The organism is Mycobacterium sp. 852002-30065_SCH5024008 (genome assembly GCF_001665645.1).
Classification (GTDB): domain Bacteria; phylum Actinomycetota; class Actinomycetes; order Mycobacteriales; family Mycobacteriaceae; genus Mycobacterium; species Mycobacterium paraffinicum.
On the sequence record NZ_LZSZ01000073.1, the window covers coordinates 1 to 20,319 of the forward strand.

Here is a 20,319-nt window from a genome sequence, read left to right on the forward strand (position 1 = left end):
GTATTCGAAGCGTTCCCTGGCGCCGACGTTCCCGGCCACAACTTGTCCCGCCGCCACGCCGATACCGGCCCGGCACTCGGAGATTTCGTTGTTCAGCCGCTCGGCGATGGTGCGCGCGGCGGCCAGCGCTTGCTCTTCGGGGCGGTCCAGATGATTAGGCGCCCCGAACACGGCCAGCGTCGCATCGCCCTCAAACTTGTTGACCAGCCCGCAGTGTCGGTCCACTTCCTCGACGATTATCCCGAAGAACCGGTTGAGCAACTGGACGATCTCCGCCGCAGGCCGGCTCGTCACCAGCTTGGTCGACCCGACGATGTCGATGAATACGACCGCCACATGGCGTTCTTCGCCACCCAGCTTCGGTCGCTCACGTTCGGCGGCCAGGGCGACCTCGCGCCCGACGTGCCGACCGAACAGGTCGCGAACGCGTTCGCGCTCGCGCAGCCCGTCGACCATCGCGTTGAATCCGCGTTGTAACTCACCGAGTTCGGTCCCGTCGAAAACCACGAGGTCGCCCCGAAGATCACCGCGCTCGACACGCCTGAGCGCCGCGCGGACCACGCGCACCGGAGTTGCGGTGAGCCAGGCCAGGATCCACATCAAGAGGCAACCGAAGATGAGCGTCGCGATCGACACGATCAGCACGCCGACGGCGAACTGGGTTTCGGTCAGATTGCGCATCACGGCCTGAAAGCCCGCCAGGAAGGCGATACCGAGAACGGGCAGGCCCGAGCCGAGGAACCAGACCACCATCGTCCGGCCCATGATCCCCGAGGCGAATCGCCGCGGTGGTGGCCCCGCTTCCAGTGCCTGAGCCGCCGCCGGACGCAGCGCGAACTCGGCGAGCAGATAACTGCCGGTGGCCACCAAGATGCCGCAGATGCCCACCGCGATGAGGAAGCGCGGGATGAACAGCGTGTTGACCAGGCCGTAGAGCGTCGTCAGCACCGTCGCCCCGACACCCCACAGAATGAGATCGAAGCGGGCGATCCGCCATGGGGCCAGGAAGGTGTTTCGTTCGTCATCCCGGTCCGGCGTGCGCTCCTCGATCGCCCAGCGCAGCGACACGACGGTCCTGCGGGTGATCCAATAGGTGCCCACCGCCAGCGCCAGCGCGATATAGGCCGGTGATGCCGCGAAGGTGATCCACCACGGCGCGTCGAACACGCTCGGCTGCGGAATGGCGACGGTCACCAGGAGCAGGGCGACGGCGATGCCGATCAGGTTGACGCCCAAGACCAGCACCGTCAGGATGACCTGGATGCGAATGCGGCGACGTCGCTGGCTTTCGGAGACCCGTCCCAGCAGCAGCGAGCCGTACGCCGGGGTCTCTGGTAGCCGGCCGCTCTGCCGGGTGACCGTCTCGAGCACCCGGCCGATGCGTTTTGCCAAGCTCTGGTTGGCCGACATGGTGGCGTCAGCCTAATTTGTCGGCCACGCTCTAAGGTGAGTCGGGTGCGTCTAGTGATCGCCCAGTGCACTGTGGACTATGTCGGCCGGCTCACCGCGCATCTTCCGTCGGCCCGCAGGTTGTTGCTGTTCAAGGCCGACGGATCGGTCAGCGTGCACGCCGACGACCGCGCCTATAAGCCGCTGAACTGGATGAGTCCACCTTGCTGGCTCACCGAGGAGCCCGATGATCAGGTGCCCGTGTGGGTCGTCCAGAACAAGGCCGGGGAACAGCTGCGCATCACCGTCGAGGTGGTCGAGCACGACTCCAGCCACGATCTGGGCGTTGACCCCGGGCTGGTCAAGGACGGCGTCGAAGCCCACTTGCAGGCGTTGCTCGCCGAGCACGTGCAACTGCTCGGCGACGGCTACACGCTGGTGCGTCGCGAATACATGACCGCCATCGGGCCCGTCGACCTGCTCTGTCGTGACGAGCGGGGCGGTTCCGTCGCGGTGGAAATCAAACGGCGCGGCGAGATCGACGGCGTCGAGCAGCTCACCCGCTACCTCGAGTTGCTCAATCGCGACAGCGTGCTCGCGCCGGTGAGGGGGGTGTTCGCCGCCCAGCAGATCAAGCCGCAAGCGCGCACGCTAGCCACTGACCGCGGGATCCGTTGCATCACACTGGATTACGACAAGATGCGAGGGATGGACAGCGACGAGTACCGGCTGTTCTGAACCCCGCTAGGCTGGTGGAATGGCTAGGCGCCGCACACCGCCACGTCGGCAGCGGCCGTCACTGCCGCCCCTGGCGCCGCGCCGGGTGGAGATCGGGCCCGACGGCCACGAGTACGAAGTCCGTCCCGTCGCGGCGGACCGTGCGGTCAAGACGTACCGCTGTCCCGGTTGTGACCACGAAATACGCGCCGGCACCGCACATCTGGTGGTGTGGCCGACCGACTCGACGCTCGGGGGAGGCCCAGGACTGGTCGAAGATCGGCGGCATTGGCATTCCCCGTGCTGGAGCCACCGCGCCACGCGGGGCCCGACCCGGAAGTGGTCCTGATCGGAGGGACTCAGGCGGCCGGTTCGACCAGTTCGATGAGAACGCCACCGGCGTCCTTGGGGTGGATGAAGTTGATCCGCGAGTTTGCCGTGCCGCGACGCGGCGCGTCGTAGATGAGCCGGATGCCCTGGGAGCGCAGATGCTCGATCACGCCGTCGAGGTCGCTCACGCGAACCGCCATCTGCTGGATGCCGGGCCCGCGCTTGTCGAGGAACTTCGCGATGGTCGAGGAGTCGTCGAACGGGGCCATCAGCTGGATCTGCGCGGTACCAGCCGGGGCGTCGCGCACGGCCAGCATGGCCTCGCGGATTCCCTGCTCCTCGTTGACTTCCTCGTGCACCAGGTTCATGCCGAGGTGGTCGTGATACCAGGCGATTGCCGCGTCCAGGTCGGCGACTGCGATGCCGACGTGATCGATCGCCGTCACCAGGCCGGTGGCCAGGATCTGACGGGCGTCAACTTGATCGGTCGTCATCACATAAAGGTAACCTGGCGGCAAAGATTGCGCTTCTCCGGGAGGCCGAACCGGCCGTCCACGGACCCCTAGGAGGTTTTCATAACGACGTCGGTGATAGTTGCTGGAGCGCGCACGCCGATCGGCAAGTTGATGGGTTCGCTGAAGGATTTTTCGGCCAGCGACCTGGGTGGCATCGCGATCGCCGGCGCGCTGGAGAAGGCCAACGTACCCGCCTCGGCGGTCGAGTACGTGATCATGGGGCAGGTGCTGACGGCCGGGGCCGGCCAGATGCCCGCGCGCCAGGCGGCCGTTGCGGCCGGCATCGGCTGGGACGTTCCGGCGCTGACCATCAACAAGATGTGCCTGTCCGGCATCGACGCCATCGCGCTCGCTGACCAGCTCATTCGAGCCGGGGAGTTCGACGTGGTGGTGGCCGGGGGGCAGGAGTCCATGACCAAGGCGCCTCATTTGCTGATGGACAGCCGGGCGGGCTACAAGTACGGCGATGTCACGGTCCTCGACCACATGGCCTACGACGGTCTGTACGACGTGTTCACCGACCAGCCGATGGGCGCGCTCACCGAGCAGCGCAACGACGTGGACGAATTCACCCGCCAGGAGCAGGACGAGTTCGCTGCGCGGTCGCATCAGAAGGCGGCCGCGGCATGGAAGGACGGCGTCTTCGCCGACGAAGTCGTGCCGGTCAACATCCCCCAGCGCAAGGGTGATTCGCTGCCGTTCACCGAGGACGAGGGGATTCGCGCCAACACCACCGCCGAGTCCCTGGCCGGCCTCAAACCGGCCTTCCGTCGCGATGGCACCATCACCGCCGGTTCGGCGTCTCAGATCTCCGACGGGGCGGCGGCCGTGGTGGTGATGAACAAGGCCAAGGCGCAGGAGCTGGGCTTGACCTGGCTGGTCGAAATCGGCGCTCACGGTGTGGTGGCCGGGCCGGACTCCACCCTGCAGTCGCAGCCCGCCAACGCGATCAAGAAAGCGCTCAGCCGCGAGGGCATCTCCGTCGACCAGCTCGACGTCGTGGAAATCAACGAGGCGTTCTCGGCGGTCGCGCTGGCCTCGACCCGCGAACTCGGCCTGGATCCCGAGATCGTCAACGTCAACGGCGGTGCGATCGCCGTCGGGCATCCCATCGGCATGTCGGGCGCACGGATCACGCTGCATGCGGCCCTGGAACTGGCCCGCCGCGGGTCCGGCTACGCCGTCGCGGCACTGTGCGGCGCGGGTGGCCAGGGCGACGCGCTGATTCTGCGGGCGAAGTAACTCGACCGGGCCCGCGGGCGCCCTCGCCGACGTTGCTGGCTCAACACGTCCGGAAATTTTTGTGATCTTCGTCATATGCCCCGGTCGAGGGCCGTTTCGCGCGGCTCCGGGCCTGCACGGCGGCGCCGGGACGTGGTCGCCACCGGGTGGATAGGTCACCAATGCGCATGACAAACTTGACGACGTGACGCGTCCGCGACCCTCGATAGGCCCGGCGATGGCTGGTGCGGTCGACTTGTCCGGCCTCAAGCAACGGGCCCAGCAACAACCGCCGACCGGCGCGCCGGGCGCCGGCGCAACGCCGGCCGCTGAGGCCGGTCCTGGAGTTACCTCGATCACCGAGGCCAACTTCGAAACCGAAGTCCTGCTCCGGTCCGAGGAAGTGCCGGTCGTGGTGCTGCTCTGGTCGCCGCGCAGCGATGCGTGTGTCGAGCTCGTCGACATCATGTCCGGCCTGGCCGCCGAGGACAACGGCAAGTGGTCCCTGGCGACGGTCAACGTCGACGTGGCGCCAAGGGTGGCCCAGATATTCGGCGTAGATGCGGTGCCGACCGTCGTGGCTCTGGCCGGCGGACAGCCGCTGTCCAGCTTCCAGGGGATGCAGCCGCCCGACCAGTTGCGGGGCTGGGTGGACTCGCTTCTCTCGGCGACGGCCGGAAAGCTCAAGGGCCCAAGCGGTTCCGCGGACGCCGACGAGGTCGACCCCGAGCTGGCGGCGGCCCGCGAACAGCTCGAGACGGGTGATTTCGAGGCGGCCAGAGCCTCGTATCAAGCGATCCTGGACGCCAATCCGGGCAGCGTCGAAGCCAAGGGCGCGATCCGGCAGATCGACTTCCTCAAGCGCGCAACCACCCACTCCCCGGATGCCCTCGCGGCTGCCGACGCGGCACCGAGCGACGTCGATGCGGCCTTCGCCGCCGCCGACGTGCAAATCCTCAACCAGGATGTGAGCGCGGCCTTTGACCGCCTGATTGCCTTGGTGCGCAGCACGTCCGGGGACGAGCGCACCCGGGTACGCACCCGATTGATCGAGCTTTTCGAACTTTTCGATCCTGCCGACCCCGAGGTCGTCGCCGGACGGCGCAACCTCGCCAACGCGCTCTACTGACGGCCTACTCGGGCTCCAGCCATAAGGCCGAACTGGGCGGCAGCACCAACACCGCCGATGCGGGTCGCCCGTGCCACGGGTCCTCGGAGGCATCGACACCGCCCATGTTGCCGGCGCCGGTGCCGTTGTAGGCGGTGGCGTCGGTGTTGAGCACCTCGCGCCAACGGCCGGCCGACGGCAGGCCGAGCCGGTATCCGCTGTGCTCGTTGCCGGCGAAGTTGAACACGCAGGCCATGACCGAGCCATCGCTGCCATAGCGCAGGAAGCTCAACACGTTGTTGGCCGAGTCGTTGGCGTCGATCCAGGAGTAACCGTCGGGGACGGTGTCCTGGCTCCACAGCGCGGGGTGGTTGCGGTAGATGGCATTGATGTCGCGCACCAGACGCAGGACGCCGTTCGAGAAGCCTTGCTCGTCGAGCTGCCACCAATCCAGGCCGCGCTCCTCGGACCACTCGGCGCGCTGGCCGAATTCCTGTCCCATGAACAGCAATTGCTTGCCGGGATGCGCCCACTGGTAGGCGAGCAGGCTGCGCAGCCCGGCGGCCTTGACGTGGTTGTTGCCGGGCATGCGCCCCCACAGCGTGCCTTTGCCGTGCACCACCTCGTCGTGGCTGATCGGCAGCACGTAGTTCTCGCTGAATGCGTAGAGCATCGAGAACGTCATCTCGTGGTGGTGGTAATTGCGGTAGATCGGGTCGCGGCTGATGTAGTCGAGCGTGTCGTGCATCCAGCCCATGTTCCACTTCATCGAAAAGCCCAGGCCGCCAAGGTTTGTCGGGCGAGTGACGCCGGGCCACGACGTCGACTCCTCGGCGATGGTGACGATGCCCGGGGCCGACTTGTGCACCGTGGCGTTCATCTCCTGCAGAAATTGCACGGCCTCCAGGTTTTCCCGGCCGCCGTAGATGTTCGTCGTCCAGCCGCCGTCGGGGCGCGAGTAGTCCAGATACAGCATGGAGGCAACGGCGTCGACCCGTAGCCCGTCGACGTGGTACTCCTCGAGCCAATACAGCGCGTTGGCCACCAGGAAGTTACGTACCTCGGCGCGCCCGAAGTCGAAAACGTAAGTGCCCCAGTCGAGTTGCTCACCGCGCTTGGGATCGGCGTGTTCGTAGAGCGGGGTGCCGTCAAACCGTCCCAGCGCCCACGCATCCTTCGGGAAGTGCGCCGGCACCCAGTCAACGATGACGCCGATGCCGGCGTGGTGCAGCGCATCGACCAACGCCCGGAATTCGTCGGGCGTGCCGAATCGCGATGTCGGCGCGTAGTACGACGTCACCTGGTAGCCCCACGACCCGGCGAACGGGTGCTCGGCGACCGGAAGCAACTCGACGTGGGTGAACCCGTGCTCGACCACATAATTGGTCAGCTCCTCGGCCAGTTGCCGGTAACCGAGTCCGGGGCGCCACGAGCCGAGGTGGACTTCGTAGGTGCTCATCGGCTCGAACACCGGATTGCGCTGGGTGCGCCGTTCCATCCATTCGGCGTCCTGCCACGTGTATTCGCTGCGCGTCACGCGGGACGCGGTGTGCGGCGGCACTTCGGTGGCGAACGCCATGGGGTCGGCCCGGTCGGTCACGACGCCGTCAGCGCCGTGCACGCGAAACTTGTACAGGCCGTTGGCGGGGAAGTCGGGCCAGAACAGCTCCCACACGCCCGAGGAGCCCAGCGACCGCATCGGGGCATCGCTGCCCGTCCAGCCGTTGAACTCGCCGATCAGGCTGACGCCCTTGGCGTTGGGCGCCCACACCGCGAACGACACGCCGTTGACGACGCCGTCGGCCGTGGTGAACGAACGGGGGTGCGCGCCAAGGACTTCCCAGAGTCGCTCGTGACGGCCCTCCCCGAACAAGAAGAGGTCGATCTCGCCCAAAGTGGGCAGGAAGCGGTAGGCGTCGGCGACGGTGTACGGGTCGGAACCCTCGTACTTCACCTGCAGTCGGTAGTCGATCAGGTTGACGAAGGGGAGCGCCACGGCGAACAGGCCGGACTCGATGTGCTCCAACGGAAAACGGTCGTCTCCGACGAGCGCAACGACCTCAACCGCGTGCGGGCGGAAGGCCCGGATGACGGTGTGGTCGGTGTACTCGTGGGCGCCCAAGATGCCGTGCGGGTTGTGATGCGTGCCGGCCAGCAGGCGCGACAGGTCGGCGGGGTCGGGCGCCAGGTGCGTCCTGGCGAGTTGGTCGGCTTGGCTCATGTCACAATCCCTCCGGTCCTTTTGGTGGCCTGCGGAGCAGCGTCATTCGGGACTCCTGCGGGATGAGTGGCATGTTGATGACATGCGCGACCGCTCGCGCAGGGTCGATGCGAACGTAGTTGGCTTGCCCCCATTGGAATTCCTGGCCGGTGATTTCGTCGCGCACCCAGAAACGCTCATAAGGCTCCATACCCAAAGCCGCCATATCCAAAAACAGCGTGGCTTCCTCGGCCCCGAACGCGTTGAGCGTCACGACCACCAACACACAGTCGCCGGTCGCCGGGTCGAATTTGCTGTAGGCAAGCAGCGCATCGTTGTCCGCGGAGTGGAAATGGATGGTACGCAACTGCTGCAGCGCTGGATGTAGCCGGCGTATGGAGTTGAGCCGCGTGATGAACGGTTCGAGCGACCGCCCTTCGGCCAGGGCGCCCGCGAAATCACGAGGCCGCAGTTCGTACTTCTCGGAGTTCAGGTACTCCTCGCTGCCTTCCCGCACAGCGCGGTGCTCGAAGAGCTCGTAACCCGAATACACGCCCCAGGCCGGGGCCATGGTCGCCGCCAGAACCGCCCGGATCGCGAACATGCCAGGGCCGTTGTGCTGCAGGATGGCGTGCAGGATGTCGGGGGTGTTCACGAACAGGTTCGGGCGCCGAAAGTCCGCGGCGGCGGCGATGGCGTCGCCGAACTCGGTGAGTTCCTGCTTGGCCGTGCGCCAGGTGAAGTAGCTGTAGGACTGCGTGAACCCGAGCTTGGCCAGTCCGTACTGACGGGCCGGGGGCGTGAAGGCCTCCGAGAGGAACAGCACATCGGGGTCGATGCTCTTCGCCTGGGCGATCAGCCATGCCCAGAAGTTCGGCGGCTTGGTGTGCGGGTTGTCGACCCGAAAGAACTTGACGCCGTGGTCCATCCAGTGCCGGACGACGCGCAGCACCTCGTCGTAGAGGCCCGCCGGGTCGTTGTCGAAGTTGAGCGGATAGATGTCTTGGTATTTCTTGGGCGGGTTCTCCGCGTAGGCGATGGTGCCGTCGGGCAGCTCGGTGAACCACTCACGGTGGTCGCGCGCCCACGGATGGTCCGGGGCGCACTGCAACGCAAAGTCCAGCGACACCTCCATGCCCAGCTCACGCGCCGCGGCGACGAATGCGTCGAAGTCTTCGATGGTGCCCAGGTCCGGGTGGACGGCATCGTGGCCGCCCTCGTCGCTGCCGATTGCCCACGGGGAACCAACATCTCCGGGAGCGGCGGTGGGAGAGTTGTTGCGGCCCTTGCGGTGCACCTTGCCGATCGGGTGGATCGGCGGCAGGTACACCACGTCGAATCCCATTGCCGCGATGCGCGGAAGCTCGGCGGCCGCCGTGGCGAACGTGCCGTGCACGGGCTTGCCCTCGGCGTCCCACCCGCCGGTCGAGCGGGGGAACATCTCGTACCAGGAGCCGAAGCGGGCCAGCGGCCGGTCCACCCAGACCCCGTACTGGTCGCCGCGGGTGACCAGATCGCGCAACGGATACTCGGCCAGGATCTCGTCGATTTCCGGCCCCAGGGCCAACGAGGTGCGGGTGATCGGGTCCCCCGGGCTTCGCAACGCCGTGGCGGCCGCCATCAGTGGTTCGCGCCGGGCGCGCGGCACCCCCGTGGCGGCGCGCTCGAACAGCGCGGCCCCGAGCAAGAGGTCGTTGGACAGTTCCGTCTCGCCCTGCCCGGCCTCGAGCTTGGCAACCAGGCCATGCTTCCAGGAGTGGATGGGGTCGCCCCAGCCGTCGACCCTGAAGGTCCACAGGCCCACCCGGTCGGGCGTGAATTGCCCGTGGAAGACATAGGGCTCGAGGCCCAACGTCATCGGCAGCAGCAGTGGCTTGATCCGTTGCTGATCCACCGCCCCGTCGACTTCCGCCGCGGCCTTCACCGGGGCCTGGACCGCTTTGATCCGGCGGGTTTCGCTTACTTGCGGATAACGCGGTCCGAGGTACCGCACGACTAGCGTCGCCGCGACAGCCTCGTGGCCCTCCCGCCATACCGCCGCGCTGACCGGGATGGTCTCACCGACCACCGCCTTGGCGGGATACGCGCCGCAGGAGACGACGGGTTGTACGTTATCGATCTCGACACGACCAGGCACAACACTCCGTTCCGATTTGCCAGCTCCTCTTCGGCCCGCTTCGCGGACCGCATCGTGGCCGGCAGTGCATCGTCGTCGACTGGTTCCGATTGTGTGCGGCCAAACCGCGGTGTGCTCCGTCGCGGAATGCCTCTCGTCTGGCGAAACTTCCTGTCGTGGGGAAACTTCCTCTGTGGGGAAGCACCGTTGCGGCCCCAATAACTAACCGATACCCAGCCTAGTGTCCGGTCACACCCTCGGCGGGAAAAGCCGTCCCTACCGCCGCCGTGCGTGGGGCGAAATCCTCAGTAAGGTAAGGACGCGTGAAAGCCCTCCGCCGCTTTACCGTCCGCGCTCACCTTCCCGAACGGCTGGCCGCGCTGGATCAGCTGTCGACCAACTTGCGATGGTCATGGGACAAGCCGACCCAGGACTTGTTCGCGACCATCGACGCCGGCCTGTGGGAGCGGTGCGGCTCTGATCCGGTGGCGTTGCTGGGCGCGGTGAATCCGGCACGACTCGATGAGCTGGCGCTCGACGAAACGTTCCTCGGCCGACTCGACCAGTTGGCCGCCGACCTGAACGAATACCTGAGCCGTCCGCTGTGGTACCAGCAGCAGCAAGCCGAAGGCGTGGCGACGCCGACGGCCATCGCCTACTTCTCGATGGAGTTCGGAGTCGCCGAGGTGCTGCCCAACTACTCGGGTGGCTTGGGAATCCTCGCCGGCGACCACCTGAAGTCGGCCTCCGATCTGGGCGTGCCCCTGGTGGCGGTGGGCCTCTACTACCGGTCCGGCTATTTCCGCCAGTCGCTGACCGCGGACGGCTGGCAGAACGAGACCTACCCGTCGCTGGACCCGCAGGGGCTGCCGCTGCGGCTACTCACCGATGCCGCTGGCGATCCCGTCCTGGTCGAGCTGACGCTTCCCGACTCCGCCCAGCTGCACGCGCGGATCTGGGTTGCTCAGGTGGGCCGGGTACCGCTGCTCCTGCTCGATTCCGATGTCCCCGAGAACGAGCATGAGCTGCGCGGCATCACCGACCGGCTGTACGGCGGTGACCAGGAACACCGGATGAGGCAGGAGCTGCTGGCCGGCATCGGCGGGGTGCGGGCGATCCGCGCGTTCACTGCCATCGAGGGCCTGCCCGCGCCCGAGGTGTTCCACATGAACGAGGGACACGCGGGGTTCCTCGGAGCGGAACGCATCCGCGAGTTGATGACCGATGCGGGGTTGGACTTCGACACCGCGCTGGCCGTCGTGCGATCCAGCACCGTGTTCACCACTCACACTCCGGTCCCCGCCGGTATCGACCGGTTCCCGATCGACATGGTGCGGCTCTACTTCGACGGCCACGTCGAGGACGATCCCGGTAAGAAGAAAGCCGGTTCCAAGAGTGCGCCCGCGTTGTTGCCGGGCGTACCGACGGCCCGGATTCTCGCGCTTGGCTCCGAGGACGATCCGACGAAATTCAACATGGCGCACATGGGTCTGCGGCTGGCACAGCGGGCCAACGGAGTCTCGTTGCTGCACGGTGAGGTGAGTCGGGCCATGTTCAGCGAGCTGTGGTCCGGGTTCGACGCGGACGAGGTGCCGATCGGGTCGATCACCAACGGAGTTCACGCGCGCACCTGGGCGGCGCCGCAATGGTTGCAGTTGGGGCGTGAGCTGGCCGGGTCGGATTCGTTCGGCGATCCGGGCGTCTGGCTTCGACTGAACCAGGTTGACGCGGGCCATCTCTGGTGGATCCGCTCGCAATTGCGGTCGCTGCTGGTCGAGGACGTCCGGCGGCGGCTACGCAAATCCTGGCTGGAACGCGGCGCATCGGACGCCGAATTAGGCTGGATAGCAACGGCATTCGATCCGAATGTGCTCACCATCGGCTTCGCCCGGCGGGTGCCCACGTACAAGCGGCTGACGCTGATGCTGCGCGACCCGGAGCGGCTCGAACGCCTGCTGCTCGATGAGGACAGGCCGATTCAGCTGATCGTCGCCGGGAAGTCGCACCCGGCCGACGACGGGGGGAAGGCGTTGATCCAGCAGGTGGTGCGCTTCGCCGACCGGCCGGAGGTGCGCCACCGCATCGCGTTTTTGCCCGACTACGACATGTCCATGGCACGGCACTTGTACTGGGGTTGCGACGTCTGGCTGAACAACCCCCTGCGGCCGCTGGAGGCCTGCGGCACCTCCGGGATGAAGAGCGCGCTCAACGGTGGGCTGAACCTGTCTATCCGCGATGGTTGGTGGGACGAGTGGTACGACGGCGAAAACGGTTGGGAGATACCGTCTGCCGACGGCGTGGCCGACGAGGCTCGCCGCGACGACCTGGAGGCCAGCGCGCTCTACGACCTGCTGGAGCAGGCCGTGGCGCCCAAGTTCTACGAACGTGACGAACACGGGGCGCCGCCACGGTGGATCGAGATGGTGCGGCACACGCTGCAGACGCTCGGCCCGAAGGTACTGGCGTCGCGCATGGTGCGCGACTACGTGGAGCAGTACTACACGCACGCGGCGCAGTCGCTGCGCAGGACCGTCGGGCCCGCCGAGGACGGTGCGGACGGCGCCGAGTTCGGGGCGGCCCGCGAGGTGGCCGCCTACCGTCGGCGCGCCGAGGAGGCCTGGCCGAAGATCACCATCACCGATGTGGACAGCACCGGGCTGCCCGACACGCCGGTGCTCGGCTCCAAGCTCACCCTGACCGCCACCGTGGCGCTGGCCGGGCTGGCGCCCGACGAGGTCACGGTCCAAGGGGTGGTGGGCAGGGTCGACGCCAGCGACGCGCTGCTGGATCCGGTCACCGTCGAGATGTCGTATACCGGGACCGCCGAGGGCGGCAACCAGGTGTTCTCGACGACGCTGTTGTTACCGCTGGCCGGGGCGGTCGGGTACACCGTTCGCGTGCTGCCCCACCACCCGATGCTTGCCGCCGGCACCGAGTTGGGTCTGGTCACGCTGGCCCGCTGACGTCACGCCGGAAGGCCCTCCGACGCGGTGCGCAGCCGCTCCAGCGCGGCGCGGACCTGCGCCGGATTCGTGGTCTGCCAGAACGGCGGCAGCGAGGCACGCAGGTAGCCGCCGTAGCCGGCGGTGACCATCCGCGAGTCCAGCAACGCGACCACTCCGCGGTCGGTGATGCGGCGCAACAGCCGACCCGAACCCTGCGCCAACAGCAACGCGGCGTGGCTGGCGGCGACCGCCATGAAGCCATTGCCGCCGCGCGCGGCCACTGCTCGCTGGCGGGCGCCCAGCAGCGGATCGTCCGGCCGCGGAAACGGGATGCGATCGATGAGCACCAGGGACAGGGACGGCCCCGGGACGTCGACGCCCTGCCAGAGCGACAGCGTGCCGAACAACGAGGTCTGCTCGTCGGCGCTGAACTGCTCCACCAGCGCGGAGGTGCTGTCGTCGCCCTGACACAGCACCGGCGTCGAGAGCCGTTGGCGCATGGCTTCCGCGGCGGCCCGCGCGGCGCGCATCGATGAGAACAATCCCAGCGTCCGCCCGCCCGCCGCGGTGATGAGCTCGGCGATCTCGGTCAGCTGCTCGGCCGACCCGGTGCCGTCCCGGCCAGGGGGCGGTAGGTGCGCGGCGACATAGAGGATTCCGGCCTTGGCGTGCTCGAACGGCGAGCCGACGTCGACACCGCGCCAGGGCATTTCGGTATCGGCGGCGGTCAGACCCCACCCCGCGGCCATCGCGTCGAAAGACCCGCCTATGGTCAGGGTCGCCGACGTCAACACGGTGGTGGAACGAGAGAACACCCGGTCGCGCAGCAGGCCCGCGACCGACAGCGGCGCCACCCGCAACACCGGGCGCAGCGCGCCCCTGTTGTCCTCGTGATCCAGCCACACCACCTCGGTGCGATCCGGAATGGCAGGGGTGAACGACGACAGGACCCGCGAGGCGGTATCGGAAATCTCGCTCAGCGCCGCTATTGCTTCGGCGCGTGCGGCAGCCGCTTTCGCGTCGCTCGTGGTGTCGATCGCCGAGCGTGCCGCGCCCGCCGCGTCGCGCAGGGCGGTCACGTACGTCGCCAGCTCCTCGTCGAGGCGGTCGATGCGGCCCGGCGTGCCGGCATGGATCGCCGCGGCGAAGTTGGCCGTCGCCGCCTCCAATCGCTGGGTCAGTTCGGGGTTCACCAACCGGGCGATCCGCCGCGCCGCGACGCCCAGGGCGGCCGGCGTCAGCTCCGCGGTGGCCACCGACGTCACCCGGTCGACCAACTCGTGGGCCTCGTCGACGACCAGCAGCGCGTGTTCGGGCAGCACCGCAGACTCGGCGACGGCGTCGATGGCGAGCAGCGCATGGTTGGTGACCACGATGTCGGCGCCGCCGGCCCGGCCGCGCGCCCGCTCGGAGAAGCATTCGGAGCCGAACGGGCAGCGCGCCACGCCCACGCATTCCCGTGCCGAAACGCTGACCTGGGACCAGGATCGATCCGGCACACCGGGTTTCAGGTCGTCGCGGTCACCGGACTCGGTCGTCGTCGCCCACGTGGTGAGCCGTTGGACGTCACGCCCAAGGGCGGTGGCCGCCATGGGATCGAAGAGCTCCTCCTGCGGCCGGTCACCGGCGTCTTCCTCGGCCTCGGTGCCGCCGTTGTGAATCTTGTTCAGGCACAGATAGTTTCGGCGGCCCTTGAGCAGCGCGAACTGCGGGCGGCGGGGAAGGGCGTCGGCGATCGAATCGATCAGCCTGGGCAGATCCCGATCGACGAGCTGCCGCTGCAGCGCGATGGTGGCCGTGGACACGACGACTGGCGAGTCGTCATCGATGGCGCGGACGATCGCGGGCACCAGATATGCCAGCGACTTTCCGGTGCCGGTACCGGCCTGCACGACGAGATGCTCGCCGGTGGAAAACGCCCGCGCGACGGCGCCGGCCATCTCGAGCTGGCCGCTGCGCTCACTGCCGCCGAGCGCGGCCACGGCGATGGCCAGCAACTCGGGCACGGACACTTCGGACGTGGTCAGCCTCTTTTGCTCTGCGGTGCTACCGGCGGCCGGCGGGGATCAGCGTCGTCGGGATCGCGGGTTCGCCGTGGGAGAGGTTCAGCCCTTCCCACGGCAGACTGCGCAGCCCGGAAGCTACCAGCTCGCGCGCCGCGGCCACATTCGGTTTGGACACCACGTCGCCACCGCGGACCAGTGGGACGGTCAACACCCGGGACGGCTCGGTGACCGGGGGCCGCCGGCCCGCCGGGTACACCAGCTCCTCGGTGACGGTGCCGGACGTGCGCGTCAGGCGCAGCGCCTCTTTGCGGCCGCCCCGGGATTCCTTGTGGCTGCTCCGCTTTTGCACCGGCATTCCGTCGACCTCGACCAGTTTGTAGACCATGTTCGCCGTCGGCGCGCCCGAACCCGTCACGAGCGACGTGCCGACGCCGTAACTGTCCACCGGTTCGGCACCCAGGGCGGCAATCGAGAACTCGTCGAGGTCGCCGGAGACCACGATGCGGGTTCCGGTGGCTCCCAGACCGTCGAGCTGCTCGCGGACCTGGCGGGCCAGCACGCCCAACTCCCCGGAGTCGATGCGGACCGCGCCGAGCGACTCCCCGGCGGCGGCCACGGCGTTGGCCACGCCGGTCGTCACGTCGTAGGTGTCCACCAGCAGCGTGGTGTCGACGCCCAGCGCGTCGACCTGCGCGCGGAAAGCGGCCAGTTCCGTCACTTCGGCGGGCTCTCCGCTCGCGTGCAGCATGGTGAACGCGTGCGCCGACGTGCCCTGCGCGGGGATTCCGTATCGGCGCTGGGCCTCGAGGTTGGAGGACGCGGCGAAGCCGGCGATATAGGCCGCACGCGCCGCGGCGACCGCGGCATGCTCGTGGGTGCGTCGTGACCCCATCTCGATCAGCGGACGGTCCCTGGCCGCGCTCACCATTCGCGCCGCTGCGGACGCGACCGCCGTGTCGTGGTTGAAGATCGACAACGCCAGCGTCTCGAGCACGACACATTCGGCGAACGTGCCGGTCACCGACAAGACGGGCGAGCCGGGGAAGTACAGCTCGCCTTCGGCGTAGCCGTCGATATCGCCGCGGAACCGGAAATCGCGCAAGTAGCGCAACGCATCTGGATCGAGGAATTGCGCCAGCAGCTGACACGCCTCGTCGTCGAAGCCGAACTGCGGCAACGCTTCGAGCAGGCGGCCGGTCCCACAGACCACGCCGTAGCGGCGCCCCTCGGGGAGTCGGCGCGCGAACAATTCGAAGGTCGTCGGGCGATCGGCGGTACCGTCTCGCAGCGCCGCCGCCAGCATCGTCAACTCGTACTTGTCGGTAAGCAGCCCAGTTACGACCGGGTCGTTCATTCCATAACGGTATCGGCTGCCGTCGGGGGCTCGGAAACCTCGCCGGTCGCTCGGTATCGTGGAGGTCATGGTTGTTATGTCAGCGCCCACTAAGCCGGGCACTACAGGACAACGCGAGTCCGCTCCGGCAGACGTCACGGCGAGTCCGTGGGTCACGATCGTGTGGGATGACCCGGTCAACCTGATGACCTACGTGACGTATGTGTTCCAGAAGTTGTTCGGCTACAGCGAGCCGCACGCCACCAAGCTGATGCTGCAGGTGCACAACGAAGGCAGGGCGGTGGTGTCGGCCGGCAGCCGGGAATCCATGGAAGTCGACGTGTCCAAGCTGCATGCGGCCGGGTTGTGGGCCACGCTGCAGCAGGACCGCTGATACTCGAGGCTGCGGCGATTACCAGTGCGCAAGTGGAAGCGCGTCGAGACCGCGGACGGTCCCCATTTTCGGTCCGCCCTGGCGTCGCACGAGGCCGCCCTGCTGAAGAACCTGGCAACCGCCATGGTCGGGTTGCTCGATGAGCGTGAATCGTCCTCGCCCGCAGACGAACTCGAGCAGATCACCGGCATAAAAACCGGAAACAGCGATCCGCCGAAGGACCCGACCCTGCGCCGGCTGCTGCCTGACTTCTTCCATCCCGACGACGATGACCCATCGGCTTCCGACGCCGCCGAGAGCCTCAACGCCGCGCTGCGCAGCCTGCATGAGCCCGAGATCATCGACGCCAAACGCCTTGCGGCGCAGCGGATGCTGGACACCGTTCCCGCAGAAGGCGGCCGGTTCGACCTGACCGAGGAGGACGCGAACGCCTGGGTGGCGGCGGTCAACGACATCCGGTTGACGCTGGGAGTGATGCTCGAGGTCGGGCCGGAGGGGCCGGAGCGGCTGCCCGCCGACCACCCGCTGGCGGTGCACTTCGACGTGTACCAGTGGTTGACCGTCTTGCAGGAATACCTCGTCCTGGTGCTCATGGGGTCCCGATGAGCCCCGATGGCGGCCGGATAGACGCCATCACCGACGTCGGGGGTATCCGCGTCGGTCACCATCATCGCCTCGACCCCGACGCCTCCATGGGCGCCGGATGGGCCCGCGGCGTCACCGTCGTGCTGACCCCGCCGGGGACCGTCGGGGCCGTCGACTGCCGCGGCGGCGCGCCCGGTACCCGGGAGACCGACCTGCTGGACCCGGCCAACACCGTGCGTTACGTCGACGCCGTGTTGCTCGCCGGCGGCAGCGCCTACGGTCTGGCCGCCGCCGACGGCGTGATGGGCTGGCTGGAAGAACGCGAACGCGGGGTGGCGATGGATGGCGGCGTGGTGCCCATCGTGCCCGGCGCCGTGATCTTCGATCTGCCGGTCGGCGGCTGGGATCGCCGCCCGACGGCGGAGTTCGGCTACCTGGCCTGTGAAGCCGCCGCGAGTGGCGAGGGTGCGCCGGCCGTCGGCAACGTTGGTGCCGGCGTCGGGGCGCGTGCCGGGGTGTTCAAGGGCGGTGTCGGGACGGCTTCCACGACGCTGCCGTGCGGGGTGACCGTTGGCGCGGTGGTCGTGGTGAACTCGGCCGGCGACGTCGCCGACCGGGTCACCGGCCTGCCGTGGATGGCGGACCTCATTCAGGAGTTCGCGCTGCGGCCACCGCCAACGGAGGAGATCGACGCGTTCGCGCAGTTGCCGACCGCGTCGAGCGCGCTGGACAACCCGCTCAACACCGTCATCGGGGTGGTGGCGACCGACGCGGCGCTGAGCCCGGCCGCGTGCCGGCGCGTCGCCGTGGCCGCGCAGGACGGCCTGGCCCGTACCGTCCGGCCGGCGCACACCCCGTACGACGGCGACACCGTGTTCGCCCTGGCCACCGGGGCGGTAGAGGTGCCGCCCCCGCCCGACGCGCCCGCCTCGTTTTCGCCGGAGATGCGGCTGGCCGCGGAGGTCGGTGCCGCCGCGGCCGACTGCCTGGCGCGCGCGGTGCTGGTGGGCGTGTTCGCCGCGGATTCGGTGGCCGGCATACCGGCCTACCGCGATGTGTTGCCCGGGGCGTTTGCCCGATGAGAACTTCCCCGCAGTCCGCGCCGGTAACCTGCAGCTATGGGTAAGACCACGGGGCGCTCCGGCACACCGGCGACGTCTGCAAAGCGTCCCGCGTGGGTGGTCGGCGCGGCCACGATCCTCACCTTCGTCGCGCTGCTCTACCTGATTGAGCTCATCGACCAGCTGACCCGGCACTCCCTGGACGAGAACGGCATCAGACCGCTTGAGGCCGACGGGTTGTGGGGGATCGTCTTTTCCCCGGTATTGCACGCCAGTTGGCAGCATCTGATGGCCAACACGGTCCCGCTGTTGGTGCTGGGATTCCTCATGACGCTCGCCGGCCTGAGCCGGTTCGTCTGGGCCACCGCGATCGTGTGGATCCTTGGCGGCTTCGGCACTTGGCTCATCGGGGACGTGGGCAGCTCCTGCGGGCCGACCGATCACATCGGGGCCTCAGGCCTGATCTTCGGGTGGCTGGCCTTCCTGCTCGTGTTCGGGATCTTCGTGCGCAGGTTCGCGGACATCGCGATCGGGCTGGTGGTGTTGCTCGCCTACGGCGGAGTGCTGCTGGGTGCCATGCCGGTGCTCGGCAGATGCGGTGGCGTGTCGTGGCAGGGTCACCTGTGCGGTGCGATCGCCGGCGTCGTCGCTGCGTATTGGTTGTCCGCGCCGGAACGCAAAGCCCGCGCGAAGAGAAAAGCCGGCGCCGCCACGCCGCGCCCCAAGACATGACCTCGCCGTTGGCGCCCGTCGGGATCTTCGACTCCGGCGTCGGGGGACTGACCGTCGCGCGGGCCATCATCGACCAATTGCCCGACGAGGACATCGTCTATGTGGGCGACACGGGCCACGGGCCATACGGTCCGCTCACCATTCCCGAGGTCCGCGCGCACGCATTGGCCATCGGGGACGACCTTGTCGGGCGCGGGGTGAAGGCGTTGGTGATCGCGTGCAACACCGCGTCCGCGGCTTGCCTGCGGGACGCCCGCGAGCGGTATGACGTACCGGTCGTCGAGGTGATCCTGCCGGCGGTGCGTCGTGCCGTCGCCACGACGCGCAATGGGCGCATCGGTGTCATCGGCACCCAGGCGACCATCAACTCGCACGCCTACCAGGACGCGTTCGCCGCCGCGCGCGACACCGAGATCACCGCCGTGGCCTGCCCGCGCTTCGTCGACTTCGTGGAGCGCGGCGTGACCAGTGGCCGTCAGGTGCTCGGGCTGGCCGAGGGCTACCTCGAGCCGCTGCAACGCGCCCAGGTCGACACCCTGGTTCTCGGGTGCACGCATTACCCACTGTTGTCCGGGCTGATCCAGCTGGCGATGGGCGAGCAGGTGACGCTGGTGTCGAGCGCCGAGGAAACGGGCAAGGAGCTACTCCGCGTGCTCACCGAACGCGACCTGCTGCGTCCGCATGACTCGCCTCCCGCGACCCGGGTGTTCGAAGCCACCGGCGACCCCGAGGCATTCACCACGTTGGCCGCGCGATTCCTGGGTCCCGCGGTCACCGGCGTGCAGCCCGTTCACCACGTGCGGATCGACTAGCGTGCCGACGAGATTCTCATCACACCAATGCGGCGATGTTTTCGTCACGGTCCTATCGGGCATGGCACAGTAGTGTCCGTGCGAATAACCGTGCTCGGCTGCTCGGGCAGCGTGGTAGGGCCGGATTCGCCCGCGTCGGGATATCTGCTCCGGGCACCGGACACACCGCCGTTGGTCATCGACTTCGGCGGCGGCGTGCTGGGTGCGCTCCAGCGCTTTGCCGATCCCGCCTCCGTGCACGTGCTCCTATCCCATCTGCACGCCGACCACTGCCTCGATTTGCCCGGCCTGTTCGTGTGGCGGCGCTACCACCCGTCGCGGCCCGACGGCAAGGCGTTGTTGTACGGCCCCGGCGACACCTGGTCCCGGCTGGGGGCGGCGTCGTCACCGTACGGCGGTGAAATCGACGACTGCTCAGACATTTTCGATGTTCGGCACTGGGTCGACGGCGAACCGATCACGCTCGGCTCGCTCACGGTGACGCCGCGGGTGGTCGCTCACCCGACCGAGTCGTACGGCCTGCGGATCACCGATTCGAGCGGCGCCTCGTTCGTCTACAGCGGTGACACGGGCGTCTGTGACCAGCTCGTCGAGCTGGCGCGCGACGCCGACGTCTTCCTCTGCGAAGCCTCCTGGACGCACTCGCCGGACCGCCCGCCCGCCCTGCATTTGTCGGGCACCGAGGCCGGCCGGACCGCGGCGCAGGCCGGCGTCCGCGAGCTGTTGTTGACCCACATCCCGCCGTGGACCTCGCGCGAGGACGTGATCAGCGAGGCCAAGGCGGAGTTCGACGGCCCCGTGCATGCGGTGGTGTGCGGCGAATCTTTCGATATCCGCCGCTCTGAAAGGGTCTGA

The 20,319-nt window shown here is 68.1% G+C and carries 17 protein-coding genes; 11 read left to right on the top strand and 6 right to left on the bottom strand.

What is annotated here, in order from left to right; genetic code table 11:
- Nucleotides 1–1,410, bottom strand: a 1,410-nt coding sequence (locus tag A5781_RS09060) for an adenylate/guanylate cyclase domain-containing protein (protein WP_067203907.1), incomplete at its 3' end; no start/stop codon positions are given.
- Between the two features lie 45 nt (nt 1,411–1,455).
- Here A5781_RS09060 and nucS point away from each other — a divergent pair.
- Nucleotides 1,456–2,127: an endonuclease NucS gene (nucS, locus tag A5781_RS09065; RefSeq protein WP_067203908.1), complete on the top strand. Its 672-nt coding sequence runs from the start codon at nt 1,456–1,458 to the stop codon at nt 2,125–2,127.
- 19 nt (nt 2,128–2,146) lie between these two features.
- Nucleotides 2,147–2,455 carry a hypothetical protein gene (locus tag A5781_RS24925; RefSeq protein WP_082939288.1) on the top strand — a complete coding sequence of 103 codons (309 nt, stop codon included), beginning with the start codon at nt 2,147–2,149 and terminating at the stop codon, nt 2,453–2,455.
- 10 nt (nt 2,456–2,465) lie between these two features.
- Here the strand turns inward: A5781_RS24925 and mce are convergent, their stop codons facing one another.
- Nucleotides 2,466–2,933, bottom strand: a complete 468-nt coding sequence (gene mce / locus A5781_RS09070) for a methylmalonyl-CoA epimerase (protein ID WP_082939289.1) — start codon at nt 2,931–2,933, stop codon at nt 2,466–2,468.
- Nucleotides 2,934–3,011: 78 nt separating this feature from the next.
- Here mce and A5781_RS09075 point away from each other — a divergent pair, with 78 nt between their 5' ends.
- A complete protein-coding gene (locus A5781_RS09075) occupies nt 3,012–4,193 on the top strand; it encodes an acetyl-CoA C-acetyltransferase (RefSeq protein ID WP_067203910.1) in 1,182 nt (393 codons plus the stop codon).
- A 184-nt stretch (nt 4,194–4,377) separates the two neighbouring features.
- On the top strand, nt 4,378–5,301 hold the full coding sequence (locus A5781_RS09080; RefSeq protein WP_067203911.1) for a tetratricopeptide repeat protein: 924 nt from the start codon (nt 4,378–4,380) through the stop codon (nt 5,299–5,301).
- Between the two features lie 4 nt (nt 5,302–5,305).
- On the opposite strand, the gene glgB is transcribed toward A5781_RS09080, so the two are convergent.
- Together glgB and A5781_RS09090 are read right to left on the bottom strand one after the other, a co-directional pair.
- Nucleotides 5,306–7,501: a 1,4-alpha-glucan branching protein GlgB gene (glgB, locus tag A5781_RS09085; RefSeq protein WP_067203912.1), complete on the bottom strand. Its 2,196-nt coding sequence runs from the start codon at nt 7,499–7,501 to the stop codon at nt 5,306–5,308.
- 1 nt (nt 7,502) lies between these two features.
- A complete protein-coding gene (locus tag A5781_RS09090) occupies nt 7,503–9,617 on the bottom strand; it encodes an alpha-1,4-glucan--maltose-1-phosphate maltosyltransferase (protein WP_067203913.1) in 2,115 nt (704 codons plus the stop codon).
- A 302-nt stretch (nt 9,618–9,919) separates the two neighbouring features.
- On the opposite strand from A5781_RS09090, the gene glgP reads away from it, so the two are divergent.
- On the top strand, nt 9,920–12,559 hold the full coding sequence (glgP, locus tag A5781_RS09095; protein WP_067203914.1) for an alpha-glucan family phosphorylase: 2,640 nt from the start codon (nt 9,920–9,922) through the stop codon (nt 12,557–12,559).
- A 2-nt stretch (nt 12,560–12,561) separates the two neighbouring features.
- Here glgP and A5781_RS09100 read toward each other — a convergent pair whose 3' ends face one another.
- Both A5781_RS09100 and A5781_RS09105 read right to left on the bottom strand, forming a co-directional pair.
- Entirely contained in the window at nt 12,562–14,568 is a 2,007-nt protein-coding gene (locus A5781_RS09100) for an ATP-dependent DNA helicase (protein ID WP_067203915.1), read from the bottom strand.
- Between the two features lie 19 nt (nt 14,569–14,587).
- Complete coding sequence (locus tag A5781_RS09105) at nt 14,588–15,901, bottom strand: nicotinate phosphoribosyltransferase (RefSeq protein WP_067203916.1); 1,314 nt, start codon at nt 15,899–15,901, stop codon at nt 14,588–14,590.
- Nucleotides 15,902–15,968: 67 nt separating this feature from the next.
- Between A5781_RS09105 and clpS the strand changes: the two genes are divergently transcribed.
- From clpS to A5781_RS09135, 6 genes are all read left to right on the top strand, one after another.
- Complete coding sequence (gene clpS, locus A5781_RS09110) at nt 15,969–16,274, top strand: ATP-dependent Clp protease adapter ClpS (RefSeq protein ID WP_067204013.1); 306 nt, start codon at nt 15,969–15,971, stop codon at nt 16,272–16,274.
- 24 nt (nt 16,275–16,298) lie between these two features.
- On the top strand, nt 16,299–16,880 hold the full coding sequence (locus tag A5781_RS09115; protein WP_067203917.1) for a DUF2017 domain-containing protein: 582 nt from the start codon (nt 16,299–16,301) through the stop codon (nt 16,878–16,880).
- A 17-nt stretch (nt 16,881–16,897) separates the two neighbouring features.
- Nucleotides 16,898–17,941, top strand: coding sequence for a P1 family peptidase (locus A5781_RS09120; protein WP_067204014.1), 1,044 nt, complete (start codon nt 16,898–16,900; stop codon nt 17,939–17,941).
- A 36-nt stretch (nt 17,942–17,977) separates the two neighbouring features.
- Nucleotides 17,978–18,652, top strand: coding sequence for a rhomboid family intramembrane serine protease (locus A5781_RS09125; protein WP_067203918.1), 675 nt, complete (start codon nt 17,978–17,980; stop codon nt 18,650–18,652).
- Complete coding sequence (murI, locus tag A5781_RS09130; protein ID WP_067203919.1) at nt 18,649–19,464, top strand: glutamate racemase; 816 nt, start codon at nt 18,649–18,651, stop codon at nt 19,462–19,464. The genes A5781_RS09125 and murI overlap by 4 nt, the downstream gene beginning before the upstream one ends.
- Before the next feature lie 72 nt (nt 19,465–19,536).
- Nucleotides 19,537–20,319 carry a cyclic nucleotide-degrading phosphodiesterase gene (locus A5781_RS09135; RefSeq protein WP_067203920.1) on the top strand — a complete coding sequence of 261 codons (783 nt, stop codon included), beginning with the start codon at nt 19,537–19,539 and terminating at the stop codon, nt 20,317–20,319.